A 19,106-nucleotide genomic window follows, 5' to 3' on the forward strand; every position below is an offset into this window, starting at 1 on the left:
ACCTTTTCTGTTATTTTACCACAGAAACCAAAGCGATCGAAGGCCGGGAGGTTGGACCGAGGCCTCTCTTTACCCATCGATTGTAAGCCCGAAGATTCGGTCCGCTATAGTCCGGCAATGTTCCGATATGAGCTCCAGGTTCATGAGAATGTCGACAAACAGCGGACCCGCCTCGGCCTTACAGAGTTTGGTGTAGAACCTCTTCAGATGCTCATCCGTGGCTTCCCTGACTTTATCCCTTATCTCCTCGTGCCTTACCATCACGACCCTTATGAGCTCCTCGTCCCTTTTCACGATGAGAGATGACGTATCTTCTATATTTCTGAGGACCAATCCTCCTATCTCGTCTATTTCAGAGTAGGCCTGATCGGTAAAGACGGCTTTTCTCTTGTACTTCGATTCCCCCGCCTCCATAATATTTGTGGAGCGGTCACCGATCCTTTCTATGTCATCCACAATCACGGAAAAAGCGAATAATTTCCTTGATAATCCGGGAGACAGGTCTCCGCAAGAAGTATTCCACAGGAATTGTGTAATCTCCGTCTGAAGGTTATCCACCACGAGCTCCACATACATGATGTCTCTTTTCCGGGTTTCACTCCACGAGGGGATGAGCGTGAGACTTTCCGAGAACATCCTTCCCGCAAGGAATATCTCCCTGGAGAGCTCCTTGTTCACACAATCCAGGGCCTCCTGCGGGATTGTGAGGCATTTTTGGTCGAGGTATTCCGGCCAAAGCGGCAGAGTCTCTTCTTTGCCCGGGACGATTGCCTCCACAACCCATGCAAAGGGTTTGAGGAGACCTATGAAAAGAATAACTATGAGGAGGCTGAGGATTACATGACTCAGGGCAATCTGTTGGGCTACCTCGGAAGAAAGGGCCTTGAGCAATACGACAAAGAGGGGGAATAAAAGAAGGGATACCCCTACCCCCGATACCTTGAAAAGGAGATGGGCCAGGGCGCTCCTCTTGCCGGCCTTATTCATGAAGAGGCTGCCCATGATGGCTGTAGCCGTGGTCCCAATATTCGCCCCGAATACGACCGGAAGAGCACCTTCAATCGATATGAGCCCCTGTTGTCCGAGGATTATAAGAATGCTTACGGGGATGGCGGACGCATGCACCACTGCCGTAAAAATAATGCCTATCGCCAAACCGAGGAGGGGATTTTCGGTTCCCCTGAAGAAGCGTATAAAGGTCTCGCTCTCTTTCAACGGAGCAGCGGCATCGCCTATCAGGCCGAGGCCGAAGAAGATGAGACCGAAATAGACGACCATCTCGCCCGCAGATTTCCATCTCTCCACACCGATGCAGAAGATGAGGACACCCGTCAGAATAATCCATGGAGACAGGTCGGTCACATTCCATACCACTAGCTGGGCCGTGAGAGTGGTTCCTATATCCGCGCCTAATATTATGCCGAGGGAATGGTAAAAAGTGATGAGGCCCGCGCTCACGATGCTCACGGTGAGAAGAGTGGTGGCAGAACTACTCTGAAAAACCGTGGTGGCGGCAATGCCGGTGACCAAGCCGAAAAACCGGTTCTTTACCGAAAACTTTATAAAATTGCGGATCCTGCCGCTGAAGGCGCCCTCCATTCCCGAGCTCAGCTTCAGCATACCGAAGAGAAAGAGGGCAAGTCCGGTGATGAAAAGCAGAAGACTCCCTACCATCGGCCCCTTAGATCGTCATTGTGCCCGCCGCGCAGGCGCCCGGTATTCCGCCTGCCCTTCACGAGATTTTGCTGCCGTTGACGATATCCTTGTCCAGGGTAAGGAGTACGACGGAAGATTTATCTTCGGTCGAGGCTGCGAGAAGCATTCCATGAGAGAGTATGCCCCGCAGCTTTCTCGGTTCGAGATTTGTCACCACTACGATCTTCTTGCCGACCAGCTCTTCTTTTCCATAGAAAGGCTTGATGCCTGCCACGATGGTCCTTTCTTCGCCTATATCGACAGTCAGCTTGTAGAGCTTGTCAGCCCCCTCCACCTCTTCGCATGATCTGATCTCGGCAACCCGCAAATCCATGGTCTGAAATAGATCGAACGTGATATTTTCCATTACCTTCCTCCCATCCGGAAAAATCCTATATTATTCTGTTCCTCAGAACTCCGATACCTTCGATCTCCACCTCCACCTCGTCCCCCCTCGCCATTGGCCCAACCCCCGGCGGCGTGCCAGTGATGATCACATCCCCCGGCAGGAGAGTCATGATATCCGACACGAAGCTCACGATCTCAAAGACGTTGAAGATCATGTTTTTGGTGTGAGAGTGCTGCCTGATCGCTCCGTTGACTCTGGTCAAAATCTCGCAATTGCCGGGGTCGATGTCCCGAACGATGCGGGGCCCCAGGGGGCAGAAGGTATCGAAGGATTTGGCCCTCGTCCACTGTCCGTCTTTTCTCTGCATGTCCCTGGCTGTGACGTCATTCGCGCAGGTATATCCTGCGATATGCGCGCCCGCCTCTTCACGGGTCACCTTTCTGGTCCTGTCTTTTATCACTATGGCCAATTCCCCTTCATAATGCAGCTCCTCCGACTGAGGGGGAAAGACGATCGCTTCTCCGGTCCCTATTACAGAGGTCGAGGGCTTAAGAAAGATAAGCGGATAATCGGGGACCATCATATTGAGCTCTTTTGCATGATCGTGATAGTTGAGCCCGATAGCGACTATCTTCGTGGGCTGAAACATCTTACCCTCCTTGAGAAAACTTCAGACTCCCCTTTTTTCGGTCCTTGCCCCGCCCCCGCGCATGAGAGGACTTAGGACTTCAAAGTGCAGGACTGCAATTATTTTAGGCTGGGAGATGATGGTTTGTAAACCCTTTTCACCCTGATATGGGTCCCTATCATTTCTTTCTCGCCTGATTTATATAAAAAAAGACAAGGATGGCGGCTATCACGACCATGGCGCCGATAAGGAAGAGTGCGGTTTTTTCCTGACCCAGATAAGTAACCATTTTAAGATATAAAAGCACGCAAAATACCCCCAGTGCCATGAGTGTCAGGGGCGCTGGCCAACGGACCGGCTGTCTTGCCGGTGAAGGAAGGACGCCTTTCCTGCGAGGAGTATCCGGTGGTACGTCATCAGGGGCGGGATTCTGAGGAAGGGGCTTTAACCTCCTGCCCAGGAACAGATAAATGAATACCCCGAAGGGCGCAAAAACAACCACGATCAGCCATAGTATCTTGCTTAACTTCGTGAAGGCGCTTCTGAAGATATCGACGATGGCCCATATGGAAAGAACGAGTGAAAAAAAGACAAATATGATGAGTGAAGGGGGCAGGTTTTGGGTTTCCATTATCTGTGCACCTATATGAACCTAAAGGGAACGCTCAGTCAAGACAATTCTTAGGTCCCCTCTTCGGCGTCTGTTATTTCTGCAAACGACGAAAGCTCGCGCGCTGCGATGGGTCGTCAATACCCCTCCGATCAGGTCCCGGCTGCTTTGAAACCCAAATATGGCATAAAGGTCGTCACGAAAAACCCCTGATTTGCATCGGCAGTTACGAGTATATCAAACCCCCCGAACATAGTCAAAGCACCGGGGGCCGTATCATTTCACGGGAGTGGATTCAAGATAAGAACGATTTACACAGACTCTGTCCGGTCGGACAGAGAAGGGATTGCAAAAGAAAAAGGGCGGGCGTCAGAGTGCCAGGTCTATCTTCTGTGTGGTACCGACCGTACCATCTTCCCTGAGATAGATACCGGTCTTCTGAATCTTTGCCTCGGTTTCGTTTCCATCGTCTTTTATTTCAAAAGGAGTAGAAGCGCTTCCCGTATAAAGGGCGCCGATATTCAGCTCAGAGAGCCTCTGCAGGGATTCGCTTTCACCGTCGCTCCTCCAGACACTGAGCCTGGCGAACGCTGAATCTCCTTCGTCGATCCAGCCGTTTTTATCCTCATCATACGCTGCAAGCTCTCCATATCCGTCACCGCTCGAAGGGCCGAACAGCTCCGATCCGTCATCCACGATGCCGTTTCCGTTCTTATCGATTACCAGAAAACCGCTCGCGCCGCCGGGTACCGGCATCTCTTCATCGCTACCATCCATATCGATATCGAATTTGATTCTCTTACCCGACAGATCCACCGGACCCAGGCCGAGGTTGACCACCAGGGGGTCTTTGAGTGCGTCCCCCGCGCGCAGGTCAATGCTCTCCGAGATACTATAGGACCGTTCCATAAGGAGAGAAACGGAGAAGGCATACTCTTTTCCATCCGCCGTGATCGTGCCTTTTGCGCTGAAGGCCGTCTGTTCCTCTTCGGTATATGTCTCTATCGAGGAATAGGCGAGACCCCACCCTTCCCTTGCATTTGCCTGATCCGTCTGGGCTTCAGCCCCTGACGGGCCGCGACCTTTTCCGTCTTTACCGGGAACCAGGATCTTGATATCCTTTCCCGTAAGATTTGCGATGAGCCGGGCAAGAACGTAATATCTCGGCTCGATATAAGGGTCTGCATCGCTGACCTTCTTCTTTGAAGAGGATCTCGAAAGCTCCAGGCCTGTGGGTGAAAGTATTGCTTCATCCCCGTTCTCCGCGAGCGCGCTCCGGTTATCCCAGAAATGAAGGTCCTCCGTCTTTTCGTAAACCTTGGAGAGGCGATGGTCCGAAGAAAATGTTATGGAAGATTGGCTCACCCTCATAATGGGGTTATCGCCATAACAGGGATAAACTTAAGTTATTTCTCCTATTCCATAAGACCGCTGCTGATTCCCTTCTATTCCGAAAGCACGAAAATCCCGGTCTGGGCAAAGAGATTGGGAAAAAGGCTTACCCTCCCCTTCTTCCCCAGATAAATTGCCCTTTCGATTCTGATGGCCCTCTTCCTGCAAAAATCGGTGAAGTCGGTGAGGCTCAGGAAGTGCAGATTGGGTGTATCGTACCATTCATAGGGAAGGGACGGGGTGACGGGCACTCTGCCATCGAAAAAGATCTGCATTCTCGATTTAATATACGCAAAGTTGGGGATCCCCACAATCACTTTCCTCCCCACCCGAAGCGCCTCTTCGAGCACGGTGGCCGGTTTCCTGACCTGCTGGATGGATTGATTGAGAATCACATAATCGAATGATTTATCCGAATATTCGGGGAGCCCGGTATCGATATCATCCTGAAATACGCTGAGACCGCGGGCCACGCAGGCAAATATCGCCTTATCGTCAATTTCTATTCCCTGGGCTTTTATCTTTTTTCCTTTTACAAGCAGGAAGAGGAGGTCGCCGTTTCCACACCCGAGATCGAGGACTGAAGATCCTTCCTCCACAATCTGAAGGATCGCCTCATGGTCGGGGCTCATACCTGCTGCCCTGCCCTGGCGAGAAAATGGGTGATGAGATGGCTCTGCTCCGATACCTCGACGAGGAACGCGTCATGGCCGTAGGTGGAATTGAGCTCGCAATAGATCGCCTCTACCCCGGCCTTCTTGCATGCCCGTGCGATCTCCTGGGACTGATAGGAAGGATAAAGCCAGTCGGATTTGAAGGCGATGATGAGAAATCGGGCGTTTATGCCTTTCAGCAAGTTGTGGAGGCCCTGGCCGTTCGAAAGGTCGAAATAATCTATGGCTTTCGTGACATAAAGATAGGAATTCGGGTCAAAGCGTTTGATGAAGTTATCTCCCCTGTAATGAAGGTACCCTTCCACCTCGAAATCTGCCCCGAACTTGAGGGGCTGCTTTTCTTCCCTGAACCTCCTCCCGAATTTTTCGTTCATCGACTCATCACTCATGTAGGTGATGTGCCCCACCATTCTGGCCACACTCAAGCCCTTTACCGGAAGCCGGCGGCCGTAATATTCCCCTCCGTTCCAATGGGGGTCCGCCATGATCGCCTGCCTGCCCACTTCGTTGAATGCAATCTGCTGAGGCGAATGGACCGCGGTAGTGGCGATGGGTATGGCGGATCGTATTTTATCGGGGTGGGCGACGGCCCATTGGAGGACCTGCATGCCTCCCATGGAGCCGCCCGCCACGGACAGGAGCCTCTTTATCCCGAGGTGCTCCGTCAGACGGACCTGGGCGTTTACCATATCCCCAATGGTGACAATGGGGAATTCAAGCCCATAGGGCCTTCCTGTCTTGGGATTCGGCGATGACGGGCCTGTCGAGCCCCGGCAACCTCCGATCACGTTGGAACAGACCACAAAATACCGGTTTGTGTCAAAGGCCTTCCCGGGACCGATCATATTGTCCCACCAGCCGGGGTTTTTGTCGCCTTTGTGAAATCCCGCGGCGTGGGCATCGCCGGTCAGCGCGTGGGTAATGAGGACCGCATTCGATCTGTCCTCATTGAGCGCCCCATAGGTCTCATACTCGAGGGTGACGGGACCGAGCACCTCTCCACTCTCGAGCTTAAGCTCGGCAAAGGTAAAGTGCTCCGGCTCCACAAGCCCTATGCTCCCGTCACGGGTCGTCACGAATCACCCCTCAGCCTGCGCGAGGGCCTGATCGATATCTTCCTTGATATCCGCCACATCCTCCAGACCGATGGAAAGCCTTATAAAATCCTCCGTCACCCCGGTGGCCTCCTGCTCTTCCCGCGTCAACTGCTGGTGAGTGGTCGAGGCAGGGTGGATCACGAGACTCTTGGCATCGCCGATATTTGCGAGGTGGGAAAGAAGTTTTACCCCGTTTATGAATTTCTTGCCTGCCTCCAACCCTCCCTTTATACCGAAACCGATGATGGCGCCGAACCCGCCTTTCAGATACTTCTTTGCGAGCTCATGACTTCTGTGTTCCGGCAGCCCGGGATAATTCACCCAGTTGACCCGTGGATGGTCCTTAAGGAAACGCGCCACTTCGAGGGCATTTTCCGAGTGCCTGCGTATGCGTAACGGAAGGGTTTCCAATCCCTGGAGGAAAAGAAAGGCATTAAACGGGCTCAAGGCCGGACCAATGTCCCGGAGCCATATGACACGCGCCCTTAAGATAAATGCCACGTTGCCCATACCCGGCACATTGCCGAAAGCCTCCCGGAAGACGAGTCCGTGGTAGCTGGGATCGGGTTCGGTATAATCGGGGAATTTGCCGCTCCCCCAGTCGAAGTTGCCCGAATCCACAATGACTCCCCCTATGGAGGTGCCGTGTCCGCCTACGAACTTGGTGGCTGATATGACCACTACGTCTGCACCGTAATCTATCGGCTTTACGAGGCCCACTCCTACCGTGTTGTCTACCACCAGAGGAATCCCTGCCTCATGGGCTATTTGAGCGAGTCTCACGAAATCGGGCACGTCGAGCTTGGGGTTCCCCACGGTTTCCGCATAGAGGGCCCTCGTCCTGGGGGTAATCGCCTTTCTGAATTCCTCCGGGTCGGCGGAATCGACGAATACCACATGGCGGCCCAATTTCTCGAAGGTATAATGGAGGAGCTGGTACGTCCCGCCGTAGAGGTTGTTTCCTGCTACGATCTCGTCGCCGACCCTCGTGATATTGAGCAGCGCCAAGGTTTCCGCCGCCTGGCCCGAAGCAACGGCAAGGGCGCCTGTCCCGCCTTCCAGGGCGGCCATCCGCCGCTCGAAGACATCGGTCGTGGGGTTCATGATACGGGTATAGATATTTCCGAACTCCTTCAGGGCAAAAAGGTTCGCTGCATGTTCGCTGCTGTCGAATACATATGACGATGTCTGGTATATGGGCACAGCCCTTGCCCCCGTCGCGGGATCGGGCTGCTCCTGGCCCACGTGCAAGGCGATCGTATCGGGTCTCCAATTAGCCATTTAGGCCTCCCCTTATATGTAATACATGCCGCATTCAGCCCCGCCCTTGGCGTTTTCCATGGCAACGATATCCTCGAGCGTATAGCTTGCGAGCACCTCTTCGATTTTACTGCTCAACTCTCCCCAGATGTCTCTCGTGGAGCAGGCCCCCGACTTCGCGCACGTCCCGGGATCTTTCACGCAGTCTACCAGGCTAAAAGGTCCTTCCAAAACCGTGATAATTTCCGAGAGCCTGATCTGACCCTCAGGCTTGTTGAGAAGGTAGCCGCCTTTTCTTCCCCGTATGGTTCGCACCAAGCCTCCCCGCTGAAGCTGGGTCGCGATCTGCTCAAGGTACTTATCCGAGATCTCCTGTCTTTTTGCAATCTCCGACAGGAAGACGGGCAGCCCGCTCTTGCCGTGTATCGCGAGATCGATAAGCGCCCTGAGGCCGTATCTGCCTTTCGTTGAAATCTTCATAATCCCCACACCTCAAACCGTTATATCAGACCGCTTGATGCGGTTGCACTCTCAACGCCGGAAAACATGCCCTCAAAGAGTGGGGTGGAAAGATAGCGCTCCCCCGCATCCGGCAGGATGACGACTATTGTTTTCCCCGCACTGCCTGGTTCCCTGGCGATCCGGACCGCAACTGCGGCGGCTGCGCCACAGGAAATACCGGAGAGAATGCCTTCCTCGCGCGCAAGGCGGCGCGACATCTCCATCGCCTCATCGTTCGTCACCTGTTCGATCCTGTCCACGAGCTCGAGGTCGAGTACCTTAGGCACGAAGCCTGCGCCGATACCCTGGATCTTGTGGGGACCCGGCTTCAAGGGCTCTCCATTCTTCGTTTGGGTGAGGACCGGCGAGTGGGTAGGCTCAACAGCCACGGATATGATCTTCTTCCCTTTGGTTTTTTTGAAATAGCGGCTTACCCCCGTAATGGTGCCGCCCGTGCCCACGCCCGATACAAGGATATCCATGGCGCCGTCGGTGTCGTTCCATATTTCCACCGCGGTAGTCGTCTCATGGATGGCGGGATTTGCAGGGTTCTCGAATTGCTGAGGCATAAAATAGCGGGACGGATCGCTCGCCGCCACTTCCGTCGCCTTTTCTATTGCCCCTTTCATGCCTTTTGCCGCATCGGTGAGGATCAGGTTCGCCCCGAAGGCCTTGAGAATCTTCCTGCGCTCGATGCTCATCGTTTCCGGCATGGTAAGGACGATCCCGTATCCGCGGGCTGCCGCCACATACGCGAGAGCAATTCCCGTATTGCCCGATGTAGGTTCGATGATCGTCATACCGGGTTTAAGTACCCCTCTCTTCTCCGCGTCCCACACCATGGCCGCCCCGATCCTGCACTTCACGGAATATGCCGGGTTCCTGCCTTCCACCTTGCCGAGAACCGTCGCCTTCGCGCCGTCAACTATCTTGTTGAGGCGGATGAGAGGCGAGTTGCCTATGGAATAAGAATTATCGTCGAAAATCCTTCCCATATCACTCCTCCTTTTTGTGGTACTATATGTAATATATATTTTCTTTATCTTTTTTAAAGTCTACTATGTACCTAGATCAAGTATACTTTAAGTGAGAAAGTCTGTCAAGATTAATTATAACAAAATCAACGGAATCGGGTACCACGAGGAATGAAAAAGGGGTCTTGACGACCCCCTGAATGTGTCCTTATTCCGATTTCCTTCCTTTGGAGCCGCTATTGATCATCCCCCGGAGAGCATACTGAATCGAGGCGCCTCCAGCATTTCTATCTCCTCGACGCCCTTCTCCTGGTTCCTGTGGAGAAGCGAAACCAACGCCTCATAGCTGTGGATCTGCCACCCATTGACTACCCGCCAGATATTCGGGTCCTTCCAGTCCCACGCCTGCGCTTCTTCAATATTGACGATCTTTTTCTCTTTCGTCTCACCATCGAATACCCGTAATCGTATGGTCAGCTCCTTCGCATCGATAACCGCGCCATTCGAGCTTTCACCAAACACCACGGCGGATGCCATTTTGAGGTCGTCTCCCTCATCCGCCGCATTGGCGCCAAAAAAACTATCCCTGATTTCTGCCATTCCTATTCCTCCAAAATCATTTATTCGCAGCTCGTAGAAGCGCGTTTTCTCAGTTATAAAAGGGCCTCGGGAACGTCGCCCTTCATGAGTCCTTTGATGACAGGGGTCTCACCGCACAGGGGGCACTGGGCATTTATTCCCGTCTCCATAAGGCTGACGGAGAGCCTCAGGGCATTCATGACAAAAAATTTACCTATCATGGGTGTGCCGATCCCGAGAATCAGCTTTAAAACCTCGGTAGCCTGAACCAGGCCAACCTGTCCCGGGACAACGCCCAGGACGCCTGCCTCACTTCAGGTAGGTGTGAGGTGGCGCGGAGGTGGGGTGGGAAAAAGGCACCTCAGGCAGGGGCCTCCTTTCTTCGGCCAGAATACGCCTGCCTGGCCGTCGAAGCCTACCGCCCCGCCGAATACATAGGGTTTTCCAGCAAAATAACATGCGTCATTGAGGAGGAACTTCGTATCGAGGTTGTCGGTAGCATCCATGACGATGTCGAAGGCTTCAATAATTTCAGAGGCATTCTCCCGGGTCAGGCGGCCCCTGTAGGGGATCACCTTTACATCCGGGTTAATCTCTTCTATGAAATCCACGGCCGAGTCGACCTTGAGCCTCCCTATGTCGCCCGTTCCATGGATTACCTGGCGGTTGAGGTTCGAGAGGTCTACCCGGTCGAAATCGACGATGCCCAATGTGCCTACGCCCGCTGCGGCAAGGTAGGGCAGAGCGGAAGATGCAAGACCCCCCGCGCCCACTACAAGGACTTTGGCATTCAAAAGTTTAAGCTGCCCCTCTTCACCGATCTCTTTGAGGAGCATATTCCTGCTATAGCGGTTCAACTGGTGGACCGTAAGCCTGCCATCCGATATGATCTCACCCCCCCTGCTCAACCACGCATCGTAACCTCCCGCCAGAGAGCGGGCATTGGCAAAACCCATTTCTCTCAGTTTTGCGGCGACGGAGATCGATCGGTCGCCTACCGCGCAATAGACTATGATCGGCGTTGAGGGGTCCGGAGAAAGTTTATTCCATTCCCCTTCGATGAGACCGGGGGCAATAAAGCGAGCCCCCCTGATGTAGCCGAGGTAAATTTCCCTGCTGCCCCGTATATCGATCGGTATTGTCCTGCTATCGCGGGCAAGCAACTCCCTTGCATCCTCGACCGTGATTTCCTGTTCCGGGGGAACTACCGGTTTTTCCATGTCTCTCATCCTATTATGCCGGAATTGACGCTGTCGGTAGATACCAGGTCTTTTCCGTATGAATTTGCTCATCGTATGTGACTTAAAGCGATGTAAACGGCCGAACCACCAAAAGAAATCGTTCCTTCGCGCCGCAATTTATGAGGAAGATCTTCCCGAACCTCCCGTCCATTTGCGCGCACACCGCCTATGTATATACCAATTCTTCATATTAGTGTCAACTAACACTATCACAGTACTATGGTTTAATTTGAATCCAGAGTGTCGAGCGGGCGGAGCCTGAAATAATTTATTCCATCGGAACAAATTTCATAAAATGGAGGCATCCTGTGATAGAATAAGACGAAAGTTCTAATGCAAAGTCGCCCTCGGGGTGACGAATTATTCAATGAGGAGGAGTCCTATGGCGCAAAGATGTGTGCTTGGTCTGCTGGTCACCAACAGGGTGGAAAATGTTCCCGAGGTCCAAAGAGTCCTTACCGAGTATGGCTGCAATATCAAATCGAGGATCGGTCTTCATGAAGTGAATGAAAACCTTTGCTCTCCCGCCGGACTTATTCTACTGGAATTATACGGCGCCGAGGCTTCTTATGCGCAGGTAGAATCGGCGCTCAGGCAGATAAAGGGGCTTCAGGTCCAGAAGATGGTATTCGAATCCTAGGATGAGGTAAGAACCGACAGGCTTTCCGGTAGCCATAGGGGGCCGTAAATTAAGGATTTGGAAAGCTTGGAAGGACTCGCTGACGGGACCGTGGATGCAAACCCGCCGAGCAGCAGGGTCTTGCCCGAATGAGTTACATATCCGTCTTCATTCTCTTTATCGCGCATTCCTCACAACGGAAACAAGTTCCATCCTTGACGCCCTCGGCCTCACAGCATTTGGAGCCTGCAATCCTGTAGCATTTTCCGACGCGTCCGCACTCGGTACAGACGGCACGGGGCTTTACCTCCCACGGCACGGGCAGCACCCCGGACGAGAATATGAGCCGGTCGATGAAGTAGACCATGGCCCCCATGAGTGCCTGGCTCACCACCATCGCCAGGTACACATCCTCGATCCCGAAAATCTCCCTCACTTTGTTGAAAAAAAGTGCGCCCGGCACCGCCAGCACGGTCCACCGCAATACGTACAAGAGATATTTGGCCACCTCGTCCTCCTTCTTTTACCCTCCCCGCATCGGCTTATCCGCGGTATACGGGCAGGTCCGGAACTTTTAAGCCTGTGCGATGTTCCGCCAGTCGGTTACTACCGGGTCATAGCCTTTCTTGATGAGCATCTCTTTGATTTCCACGAGGCTCCGGGGGTCGTGGACCTCGAACTGCCCGTCCCCCTGCGCTTTTTCCCTGTCGGCATATCCCCCGACACTGGTAAGAGAGCCCGCGGACATCTTGGTAACGCCGAATTCGATGATGCGATCTCTGAAAGAGGGGCTTTCCCTCGTGGAAAGGTTTATGCCTGCCCTCGGAAAAAGAAGCCTCCCCACGGACACTATTTTAACCATATCTCGGTCGTTCACTTCGAAATATCGGCCTTTATCCGCAGGCACGGGTCGTATACGGGGGAAAGAGAGGGTATATTCCACGCCCGGGTAATCCTTTTCCAGAGAGTGTACATGGGCGAAAAACCTCGGTACTTCCTCGTGCCACTCCGTGAGGCCAAGGAGGGGGCCCATACCTAAATGTCTGAACCCGGCCTCCGCCATTCTTCCGGGAGCGAGATAGCGGTAATCGTAATCCTTTTTCGGACCCGCGAGATGAAGCTCGTCGTACCTCTCCCGGTCATAGGTTTCCTGGAACATGGTCACTCCGTCGGCGCCCGCGTGAAAAAGGGAGGCATATTCTTCGGTTTCGAGGGCATATACTTCAAGTGACACGTTCGGGAAATATCTCCCCGCAATGACGACCGCCTCCTTGATGTATGACGGTGGGGAATGAAAACGGGATTCGCCGGTAAGCATGAGACAGCTGCGTATTCCCGTGGAGGCCAGGGCCTCGCACTCCCTCTCTATCTCGGAAAGGGTGAGCTTACTCCTGACCACGCGGGTGCGGGCCGCCTGAAATCCACAGTAGACACACCGGTTCCGGCAATAGTTGGAGATATAAAGGGGCGCATAGAGGCTTATCACCCGGCCGAAATACTGACGCGTGACTGCCCGGGCGGCCCCGGCAAGTTCCTCGAGAAGACCCCTGTCTTCATTCCCGAAGATGAGCTTCAAATCATTTATCTTCAAGCGGAGCGGGTCAAAATGGGCAAATCTGTTATGTGTCATAAAGAAACCCCGTCAAGGGAGAGGAAGGGCTCGCATGGGCGCACTCCCGTCCCGGTCCCGCGAGATAAGCCATTCTTCCCGCTTCTATCCCTTTTGCAAAGGCAACGGCCATGGCAACAGGGTCCCCTGCCACGGCAACCGCAGTATTGACGAGCACTCCATGGGCGCCCATTTCCATGGCTTCCGCCGCATGAGACGGACGTCCTATGCCTGCATCGACGATGATGGGCACTTCAGTGATTTCATCGATGAGCACTTCTATCAGGGTACGCATCTTCACCCCCTGATTCGAGCCGATAAGGGAGCCCAAAGGCATAACCGCCGCTGCTCCCGCCTTCACCAGCGCTCTGGCCGCATAGAGATCGGGATGCATGTAAGGAAGCACCACAAATCCCTCCGAAGCGAGGACCTCCGTTGCCTTTATCGTCTCCGAATTGTCAGGCAGAAGATAACGGCTGTCGTTGATAACTTCGATCTTCACCCAATCTCCGTACCCGGCCTCACGTGCAATACGGGCGATCCGTATTGCTTCCTCGGCATTTCGCGCACCCGAGGTATTCACGAGGAGCGTTACATCCTCCGGCACAAAGGAGATGATATTCTCTTCCGACTGTTCGAGGTCGATACGCCTGAGTGCCACCGTCACCACCTGCGTCCCCGATCGTTCTATAGTCTCCCGCATTATTTCTTTGCTCGCAAATTTTCCCGTTCCGAGAATAAACCTGCTCTTGAGATATTTCCCGCCAATTTTCAGCACGTCTTCCATCGCTATCCGCCTCCCACCAGGGATACGAGTTCAAGGGAATCACCGGAAGAGAGAAGCGTCTCTTTCCATAAATCCCGCCCCATTACTCTCCGGTTCAACTCGGCGATAACCCCCTCAGGCTTTACCCCTGTTCCAAGGATAAAATCGTGGAGGCTCGCCCCTTCCGGTACGTCCCTTTCCCTGCCGTTAACCTCTATTTTCACTTCTCCCCGCCTCTGATCCGTTTGAGTAGCTCCCCGGCTTCGCCATAGGCCCGTACCACCCCGACGGTCTTTGCCCCTGCTTCCAGCACCTCGTCAATATTGGTAAGGTCTATACCTCCGATTGCGACAAAAGGTATGTCAAGGTGCGCGGCCGCCTCTCTCACGTACGGAAGCCCCACTGCCGGCCGTCCCGGCTTGGTTGGTGTGGCAAAAACGGGCCCTACGGACACGTAGTCCGCCCCTTCCCGCACGGCCAGCATCGCCTGTTCCAGAGAATGGGTGGTCTTCCCCACGATCATCTCCGGGCCCGCGATCGTCCGAGCCTCCCTGGTTGACATGTCCTGTCCTATGTGGACCCCGTCCGCCCCGGTTTTCTTCGCCAGCTCAGGATTATCATTAAGAATGAAAAGAAAGGGCTTGACCTTCTTATACGCCAGAATTTCATGGGCCTTCCGGATTATCTCATCCTCATCACTCTTCTTGTCGCGGAGCTGTATGATTGATGCGCCGTCCTCCACTGCCTTGATCAGCACCCCGACAGAATCGGAAACAATATACAAGTCTCTCGTAAAGGGTTCTTTCTTCATTGCGCAAGCCTCCCATGCAGTCGTGTGCATTAATTTATAGCGCAAAAAAGCAGAGAAATAAAGGTCGCCATTGACACAGGGGACGGACGAAACGAGTCCACCATCGTGCGCGGGAGTCAAGGAACTCTGGAAATGGGACATCCCTTAAGGGTATATTAATAGTGTCTGCCGGATAAGCCCACAATAAAAGCGGGCACGATAAAGAACAGTCCTTCCATGTATCGGACTGTTCTTAAGGCAATTTAAGGAGCGTGAATGAAGTACCGAACCAGGATTTTACATACAGGAAGAGACAGGGACCCTCACACGGGGGCATCGAGCATCCCCATTTATCAGTCTTCTACATTCGCACAGGACGATCCGGAAAAATTCGGCAACTATGTATACGCCCGGGGCTCGAATCCGACCCGGGAAGCGCTCGAACATACGATCGCGCTCCTGGAGAGCGGGTCCAGGGGATATGCCTTCTCGTCCGGCATGGCCGCCATATCCTCGACCTTTCTTCTTCTGAAGCCGGGGGATCACGTGGTGGTGGCGGAGGACGTCTATGGCGGGACTTATAAAATACTCACCACCCTTTTCACGCGCTGGGGACTCGACCACACCTTCGTCGATATGACATTTCCCGACCGTATCGAGAAGGCACTGACATCGAATTCCAAGGCGATCTTTGCGGAAACCCCCTCCAATCCTACTCTTAAGATCACGAACCTCCCTGCGGTCGTGGAGATAGCCCGCAGGAGGGGGCTTCTTACCATCATAGACAATACCTTCATGAGTCCCTATTTTCAAAGACCGATCGAATTGGGGTTCGATATCGTGCTCCACAGTGCAACGAAATTCGTGGGAGGACACAGCGATGTGATAGCAGGTCTCGCGGTCACCGGTGATAAAAAATGGGGCACCCGACTGGGAGAGATTCAGACTTATTTCGGATCGGTTCTCGGGCCTCAGGATTCATGGCTTCTCCTCCGGGGTATCAAAACCCTTTCGGCAAGAATGGAGGCACAGCAAAAAAGTGCGGAGATGATGGCAAACTGGCTCTCCGGACATCCCGCCGTGAAGCACGTCTATTATCCCACCCTGCCCTCCCATCCCGGCAGAGAGATCCACTTGCGGCAGGCTACGGGCGGGGGGGCCGTGGTATCTTTCGAATTAGCGGACGGCAAGGCTGCGAAGCACGTGCTGAGGCGGGTAAAGCTGCCCCTGATGGCGGTAAGCCTCGGCGGTGTGGAAAGTATACTTTCCTACCCCGCAACCATGTCCCATTCTTCCATGTCACCCGAAGAGAGGGGCAGAAGGGGCATCTCGGACGGGTTGGTCCGGTTCTCGGTAGGTCTCGAAGATCCCCTCGATCTTTGTGACGATCTGGAGCAGGCTATGAAAGGCCTGAGCCCTGCAAAATAAGAGCAAAAAGGTCGGGGTTGAAGGGGGAAAAGATCTTCCTTCTGTTGGTCTAGGATCTTATTTTTGCTAAAATCTTGGGGTGCCGGAACTCCCTCAACGCGTCGGAAGCAATCCAGCGGGCGGAACCCGGTCCGAGACCGCGGATGCGCAGGGCTGTCTCGACGGCGGCTTGATTGAGCCTTCCGTTCCTCTTTCCGATCTGTCTCAAGGCCCAATTTATTGATTTTTTCACGTAATTACGTTCGTCGGTGGCCTGGCTCTCTATTAGAGAGAGAAACCCGAGGAATGGGTCATCGCCCGCTTTCTTGTCATGAACGGAGAGGGTCGCCATGAGCACAAAACCCGCCCTCTTCACGAACTCTCCCTCTTCCCGACTCCATGCATGCGCCTTTGTATATGCAAAGGGAGTGGCCCTGAAGAGGTTGTTACAGGTAAGATCACATATGTCCCACGAGTCGAAATCGGCTGCCCAATTTTCCATCTGCTCCTCCGTCCGCCCCGCCATGTCGATGAGGGCGGCGACGATCCGCGCCTCATGGATGGCCTATTCCCAGAGCCTTAGCGCCAGGTCATGGTTACGGCCCAGTCCCTTTGCCATTCCCCTAAGCTCTCTTACGGAAACTCCTAACGTATTGTCGGGATTGATGCCGAACCTCGCCATCGCCGCGACGTTTACCGCATTGGCCCTGACATGTAATTCCCGTATGATCTGATCGTACGACATGCTTCCTCCCCTCCATTCATTCTACCACAAAAGGAGACTTTTGGACGTCCTCAATCGGACCCGTCTTCGCCAAAATCAACGATCAATTTTTCAGTTTTGAACTCTCTCAACGAGTCTCAAAAAAGAGGGAGGCCCCACCCTTGACGACCGGCCTTTTCATCACCACTATATATAGAAGATGCCACTAACATTGATGAAGGAGGTAACATAATGGGAACGCTTCAGGAGAAGGAAATCAGGGGACTGCAGCTTAAGAACAAGGAGATCGTGTGCTCTGCGTGTGCGACCGATGAGGAGAGGGCGGAAGCCACTGAGTTCCCGGCAGAGGACGTGATTCACGATCAGTATCCCTGGTTTTGCGTAAGGTGCAAGAAGAAAGTGGAAAAACCCGCGTAATGTCCATTCTCATCGCTTCCCGGGGATTAGTCCGGGACGCGCGGCTTATCACGACAGGCATTGTTGCTATCCCTCGCCTCTGATAAAGAGGCGAGGTTTTTTGTAGTTCATACCTGTATCCTCGAAAAGAGGTAACTCCCGAACGCCATTATCGCCGCTGCAGTCAGAACCAATATCCCCAGATCCGTCATCAGACCGAACTGCGAACCGTGAGTCAAAATGCCCCTCAAGGCGTCCACGCCGTAAGCGAGCGGATTGAGAGAGGAGACGATGACTACGGGCCGGGGCAGGCTCTGCATGGGGAAAAGGGCCCCGGACAGAAAAAAAGTAGGCATGACCAGGAAGTTCATAATGAGCTGAAATCCCTGCATATCTTCGATCACGCAGGCGACGGCCGTACCGAAGGCGGTAAAGGTTACGGCAATGAGCGCCATAAATACGAGGGCCAGGGGTACCATGGAGGGGTCCACCGGCCGAAACCCGAATATGAGGGCGAGTAAGAAGACAAGCATGCCCTGGAATATGGCCACCGTTGCCCCGCCGAGAGTACGACCGATCATGATCCTCATCCTGGACACCGGCGCCACGAGTATCTCCTTCAGGAATCCGAACTGTCTGTCCCATAAGACCTCCATACCTGCAAAGGTCGCGCTGAAGAGGATGCTCATGGCGATAATGCCGGGGGCGAGAAATTCTATATAGTTCCCTCCCCCTGCCTTCGTGTAGATAGGACCGAAACCGTATCCGAGGGCGAGAAGAAAAAGGAGCGGCTGTCCGAGAGAGCCTACGATCCTTGCCTTTGACCGCCAATATCTTTTCAGTTGTCTTAGCCACAATACGTAAATAGCTTTCATCTCCGCTTGCTGAAAAACCTCCTTCGCACCCGCATCCGCTCGGGGCTGCTCGACTCTTCAACCCGTATATCACGTCCCGTGAGAGCAATAAAGGCGTCTTCCAGACTGGGAGTCCGCGTTTCTGCCATCAGTTCCTCCGGACTGCCCTGGACGATAATTCTGCCATGGTCGATAATTGCGATCCTTTGGGATACCCTTTCCGCTTCCTCCATATAATGAGTGGTGAAAAAGACGGTAATCCCGCGGGACCTGTTAAGGTCTTTTATATAATCCCAGATCAGGCTCCTCGTTTGAGGATCGAGCCCTAGCGTAGGCTCATCGAGAAAGAGGATGACCGGGTGGTGGAGGAGTCCCCTTGCGATCTCCAATCTCCTTTTCATGCCTCCGGAAAAATGTTTGACGAAGTCTTCCCTCCGGTCCCACAACTCCACGATCCGAAGGAGCTCTCCTATTCTCTGACGCCTCACATCCCGGGGAATATTGTAAAGTATGCCGTGATACTCCATGTTCTCGAAGGCGGTCAACTCCTCATCGAGGCTCGGGTCCTGAAACACGATACCGAAGGTCTGCCGCACTTTGTGCGGCGAGAGGGTGGGATCGAAACCATTCATGCGTATTCTGCCGGTAGTGGGGTGCAACAGGGTTGTCAGCATCTTGATGGTAGTCGATTTTCCTGCTCCATTGGGACCCAGGAATGCAAAGATTTCTCCGGACTTGACTGCAAAAGATATGTGATCGACCGCGACAACATCCTTAAATGTCTTTGTCAGGTCTTCTACGGAGATTATCTCATTCACGGGTGGTGCCATTCTCCTTTATTCTATCATATGTGCCGGGGCTGTGATATCATTTATCTTCCCTTACCTCTTTACATCAAAGGTCCCTAAACCCTACATTATATAAGCATATCCTGAGAAGTT

The 19,106-nt window shown here is 53.5% G+C and carries 23 protein-coding genes and 1 pseudogene; 3 read left to right on the plus strand and 21 right to left on the minus strand.

Features of this window, described 5'->3' with window-relative positions:
* Window positions 1-69: 69 nt before the first annotated feature.
* The 13 genes from VGJ94_08070 to VGJ94_08130 all read right to left on the minus strand — a co-directional run bounded on the left by VGJ94_08070 (window position 70) and on the right by VGJ94_08130 (window position 10,979).
* The gene (locus VGJ94_08070) at window positions 70-1,674 is read right to left on the minus strand and encodes a Na/Pi cotransporter family protein (GenBank protein HEY3276562.1); all 1,605 of its coding nucleotides are present in this window, start codon (window positions 1,672-1,674) and stop codon (window positions 70-72) included.
* 58 nt (window positions 1,675-1,732) lie between these two features.
* Window positions 1,733-2,062, minus strand: coding sequence for a methionine--tRNA ligase subunit beta (gene metG / locus VGJ94_08075; protein HEY3276563.1), 330 nt, complete (start codon window positions 2,060-2,062; stop codon window positions 1,733-1,735).
* A 25-nt stretch (window positions 2,063-2,087) separates the two neighbouring features.
* Window positions 2,088-2,693, minus strand: a complete 606-nt coding sequence (locus tag VGJ94_08080) for a fumarylacetoacetate hydrolase family protein (protein ID HEY3276564.1) — start codon at window positions 2,691-2,693, stop codon at window positions 2,088-2,090.
* 157 nt (window positions 2,694-2,850) lie between these two features.
* Complete coding sequence (locus VGJ94_08085) at window positions 2,851-3,303, minus strand: PLD nuclease N-terminal domain-containing protein (protein ID HEY3276565.1); 453 nt, start codon at window positions 3,301-3,303, stop codon at window positions 2,851-2,853.
* A 348-nt stretch (window positions 3,304-3,651) separates the two neighbouring features.
* Complete coding sequence (locus VGJ94_08090) at window positions 3,652-4,653, minus strand: hypothetical protein (protein HEY3276566.1); 1,002 nt, start codon at window positions 4,651-4,653, stop codon at window positions 3,652-3,654.
* A 74-nt stretch (window positions 4,654-4,727) separates the two neighbouring features.
* Window positions 4,728-5,306 carry a methionine biosynthesis protein MetW gene (metW, locus tag VGJ94_08095; protein ID HEY3276567.1) on the minus strand — a complete coding sequence of 193 codons (579 nt, stop codon included), beginning with the start codon at window positions 5,304-5,306 and terminating at the stop codon, window positions 4,728-4,730.
* The gene (locus tag VGJ94_08100) at window positions 5,303-6,424 is read right to left on the minus strand and encodes a homoserine O-acetyltransferase (GenBank protein HEY3276568.1); all 1,122 of its coding nucleotides are present in this window, start codon (window positions 6,422-6,424) and stop codon (window positions 5,303-5,305) included. The genes metW and VGJ94_08100 overlap by 4 nt, the downstream gene beginning before the upstream one ends.
* A gap of 3 nt (window positions 6,425-6,427) precedes the next feature.
* Complete coding sequence (locus VGJ94_08105) at window positions 6,428-7,726, minus strand: O-acetylhomoserine aminocarboxypropyltransferase/cysteine synthase family protein (protein ID HEY3276569.1); 1,299 nt, start codon at window positions 7,724-7,726, stop codon at window positions 6,428-6,430.
* A 12-nt stretch (window positions 7,727-7,738) separates the two neighbouring features.
* Window positions 7,739-8,185 (minus strand): Rrf2 family transcriptional regulator, encoded by a 447-nt coding sequence (locus VGJ94_08110; GenBank protein HEY3276570.1) that lies wholly within the window; start codon window positions 8,183-8,185, stop codon window positions 7,739-7,741.
* Window positions 8,186-8,205: 20 nt separating this feature from the next.
* Entirely contained in the window at window positions 8,206-9,201 is a 996-nt protein-coding gene (gene cysK / locus VGJ94_08115; GenBank protein HEY3276571.1) for a cysteine synthase A, read from the minus strand.
* Between the two features lie 222 nt (window positions 9,202-9,423).
* Entirely contained in the window at window positions 9,424-9,780 is a 357-nt protein-coding gene (locus VGJ94_08120) for a hypothetical protein (protein HEY3276572.1), read from the minus strand.
* A 53-nt stretch (window positions 9,781-9,833) separates the two neighbouring features.
* Window positions 9,834-9,980, minus strand: a complete 147-nt coding sequence (locus VGJ94_08125) for a hypothetical protein (protein ID HEY3276573.1) — start codon at window positions 9,978-9,980, stop codon at window positions 9,834-9,836.
* Window positions 9,981-10,073: 93 nt separating this feature from the next.
* A complete protein-coding gene (locus tag VGJ94_08130) occupies window positions 10,074-10,979 on the minus strand; it encodes a ThiF family adenylyltransferase (GenBank protein HEY3276574.1) in 906 nt (301 codons plus the stop codon).
* A 403-nt stretch (window positions 10,980-11,382) separates the two neighbouring features.
* On the opposite strand from VGJ94_08130, the gene VGJ94_08135 reads away from it, so the two are divergent.
* Window positions 11,383-11,640, plus strand: a complete 258-nt coding sequence (locus VGJ94_08135) for a hypothetical protein (GenBank protein HEY3276575.1) — start codon at window positions 11,383-11,385, stop codon at window positions 11,638-11,640.
* A 133-nt stretch (window positions 11,641-11,773) separates the two neighbouring features.
* Here VGJ94_08135 and VGJ94_08140 read toward each other — a convergent pair whose 3' ends face one another.
* From VGJ94_08140 to thiE, 5 genes are all read right to left on the minus strand, one after another.
* Entirely contained in the window at window positions 11,774-12,127 is a 354-nt protein-coding gene (locus VGJ94_08140) for a hypothetical protein (GenBank protein ID HEY3276576.1), read from the minus strand.
* Between the two features lie 66 nt (window positions 12,128-12,193).
* Window positions 12,194-13,249 carry a 2-iminoacetate synthase ThiH gene (thiH, locus tag VGJ94_08145; GenBank protein HEY3276577.1) on the minus strand — a complete coding sequence of 352 codons (1,056 nt, stop codon included), beginning with the start codon at window positions 13,247-13,249 and terminating at the stop codon, window positions 12,194-12,196.
* Window positions 13,239-14,015 carry a thiazole synthase gene (locus tag VGJ94_08150; GenBank protein HEY3276578.1) on the minus strand — a complete coding sequence of 259 codons (777 nt, stop codon included), beginning with the start codon at window positions 14,013-14,015 and terminating at the stop codon, window positions 13,239-13,241. Before VGJ94_08150 ends, thiH begins: the two co-directional genes overlap by 11 nt.
* Before the next feature lie 2 nt (window positions 14,016-14,017).
* Window positions 14,018-14,218 carry a sulfur carrier protein ThiS gene (thiS, locus tag VGJ94_08155; protein ID HEY3276579.1) on the minus strand — a complete coding sequence of 67 codons (201 nt, stop codon included), beginning with the start codon at window positions 14,216-14,218 and terminating at the stop codon, window positions 14,018-14,020.
* Window positions 14,215-14,805, minus strand: coding sequence for a thiamine phosphate synthase (gene thiE, locus VGJ94_08160; GenBank protein ID HEY3276580.1), 591 nt, complete (start codon window positions 14,803-14,805; stop codon window positions 14,215-14,217). Before thiE ends, thiS begins: the two co-directional genes overlap by 4 nt.
* A 255-nt stretch (window positions 14,806-15,060) precedes the next feature.
* Between thiE and VGJ94_08165 the strand changes: the two genes are divergently transcribed.
* The gene (locus VGJ94_08165; protein ID HEY3276581.1) at window positions 15,061-16,212 is read left to right on the plus strand and encodes an aminotransferase class I/II-fold pyridoxal phosphate-dependent enzyme; all 1,152 of its coding nucleotides are present in this window, start codon (window positions 15,061-15,063) and stop codon (window positions 16,210-16,212) included.
* A gap of 49 nt (window positions 16,213-16,261) precedes the next feature.
* On the opposite strand, the pseudogene VGJ94_08170 reads toward VGJ94_08165, so the two are convergent.
* Window positions 16,262-16,936: pseudogene (locus VGJ94_08170) on the minus strand (DNA alkylation repair protein).
* A gap of 210 nt (window positions 16,937-17,146) precedes the next feature.
* On the opposite strand from VGJ94_08170, the gene VGJ94_08175 reads away from it, so the two are divergent.
* A complete protein-coding gene (locus VGJ94_08175) occupies window positions 17,147-17,332 on the plus strand; it encodes a hypothetical protein (protein ID HEY3276582.1) in 186 nt (61 codons plus the stop codon).
* Window positions 17,333-17,439: 107 nt separating this feature from the next.
* Here the strand turns inward: VGJ94_08175 and VGJ94_08180 are convergent, their stop codons facing one another.
* Window positions 17,440-18,186: an ABC transporter permease gene (locus VGJ94_08180; protein HEY3276583.1), complete on the minus strand. Its 747-nt coding sequence runs from the start codon at window positions 18,184-18,186 to the stop codon at window positions 17,440-17,442.
* The gene (locus VGJ94_08185) at window positions 18,183-18,983 is read right to left on the minus strand and encodes an ATP-binding cassette domain-containing protein (GenBank protein ID HEY3276584.1); all 801 of its coding nucleotides are present in this window, start codon (window positions 18,981-18,983) and stop codon (window positions 18,183-18,185) included. Before VGJ94_08185 ends, VGJ94_08180 begins: the two co-directional genes overlap by 4 nt.
* Window positions 18,984-19,106 lie beyond the last annotated feature (123 nt).

The sequence above is a fragment of the Syntrophorhabdaceae bacterium genome (assembly GCA_036504895.1).
Taxonomy (GTDB): domain Bacteria; phylum Desulfobacterota; class Syntrophorhabdia; order Syntrophorhabdales; family Syntrophorhabdaceae; genus PNOM01.

What these genes read in the sequence shown, in the direction of transcription:
- VGJ94_08165 (HEY3276581.1), top strand. Translation starts at nt 15,061, where the DNA reads ATGAAGTACCGAACCAGGATTTTACATACAGGAAGAGACAGGGACCCT.
- VGJ94_08180 (HEY3276583.1), bottom strand. Translation starts at nt 18,186, where the DNA reads ATGAAAGCTATTTACGTATTGTGGCTAAGACAACTGAAAAGATATTGG.
- cysK (HEY3276571.1), bottom strand. Translation starts at nt 9,201, where the DNA reads ATGGGAAGGATTTTCGACGATAATTCTTATTCCATAGGCAACTCGCCT.
- VGJ94_08135 (HEY3276575.1), top strand. Translation starts at nt 11,383, where the DNA reads ATGGCGCAAAGATGTGTGCTTGGTCTGCTGGTCACCAACAGGGTGGAA.
- VGJ94_08130 (HEY3276574.1), bottom strand. Translation starts at nt 10,979, where the DNA reads ATGGAAAAACCGGTAGTTCCCCCGGAACAGGAAATCACGGTCGAGGAT.
- VGJ94_08125 (HEY3276573.1), bottom strand. Translation starts at nt 9,980, where the DNA reads ATGATAGGTAAATTTTTTGTCATGAATGCCCTGAGGCTCTCCGTCAGC.
- metG (HEY3276563.1), bottom strand. Translation starts at nt 2,062, where the DNA reads ATGGAAAATATCACGTTCGATCTATTTCAGACCATGGATTTGCGGGTT.
- VGJ94_08090 (HEY3276566.1), bottom strand. Translation starts at nt 4,653, where the DNA reads ATGAGGGTGAGCCAATCTTCCATAACATTTTCTTCGGACCATCGCCTC.
- VGJ94_08085 (HEY3276565.1), bottom strand. Translation starts at nt 3,303, where the DNA reads ATGGAAACCCAAAACCTGCCCCCTTCACTCATCATATTTGTCTTTTTT.
- VGJ94_08110 (HEY3276570.1), bottom strand. Translation starts at nt 8,185, where the DNA reads ATGAAGATTTCAACGAAAGGCAGATACGGCCTCAGGGCGCTTATCGAT.
- VGJ94_08105 (HEY3276569.1), bottom strand. Translation starts at nt 7,726, where the DNA reads ATGGCTAATTGGAGACCCGATACGATCGCCTTGCACGTGGGCCAGGAG.
- VGJ94_08070 (HEY3276562.1), bottom strand. Translation starts at nt 1,674, where the DNA reads ATGGTAGGGAGTCTTCTGCTTTTCATCACCGGACTTGCCCTCTTTCTC.
- VGJ94_08120 (HEY3276572.1), bottom strand. Translation starts at nt 9,780, where the DNA reads ATGGCAGAAATCAGGGATAGTTTTTTTGGCGCCAATGCGGCGGATGAG.
- VGJ94_08175 (HEY3276582.1), top strand. Translation starts at nt 17,147, where the DNA reads ATGGGAACGCTTCAGGAGAAGGAAATCAGGGGACTGCAGCTTAAGAAC.
- metW (HEY3276567.1), bottom strand. Translation starts at nt 5,306, where the DNA reads ATGAGCCCCGACCATGAGGCGATCCTTCAGATTGTGGAGGAAGGATCT.
- VGJ94_08150 (HEY3276578.1), bottom strand. Translation starts at nt 14,015, where the DNA reads ATGGAAGACGTGCTGAAAATTGGCGGGAAATATCTCAAGAGCAGGTTT.
- thiE (HEY3276580.1), bottom strand. Translation starts at nt 14,805, where the DNA reads ATGAAGAAAGAACCCTTTACGAGAGACTTGTATATTGTTTCCGATTCT.
- VGJ94_08080 (HEY3276564.1), bottom strand. Translation starts at nt 2,693, where the DNA reads ATGTTTCAGCCCACGAAGATAGTCGCTATCGGGCTCAACTATCACGAT.
- thiH (HEY3276577.1), bottom strand. Translation starts at nt 13,249, where the DNA reads ATGACACATAACAGATTTGCCCATTTTGACCCGCTCCGCTTGAAGATA.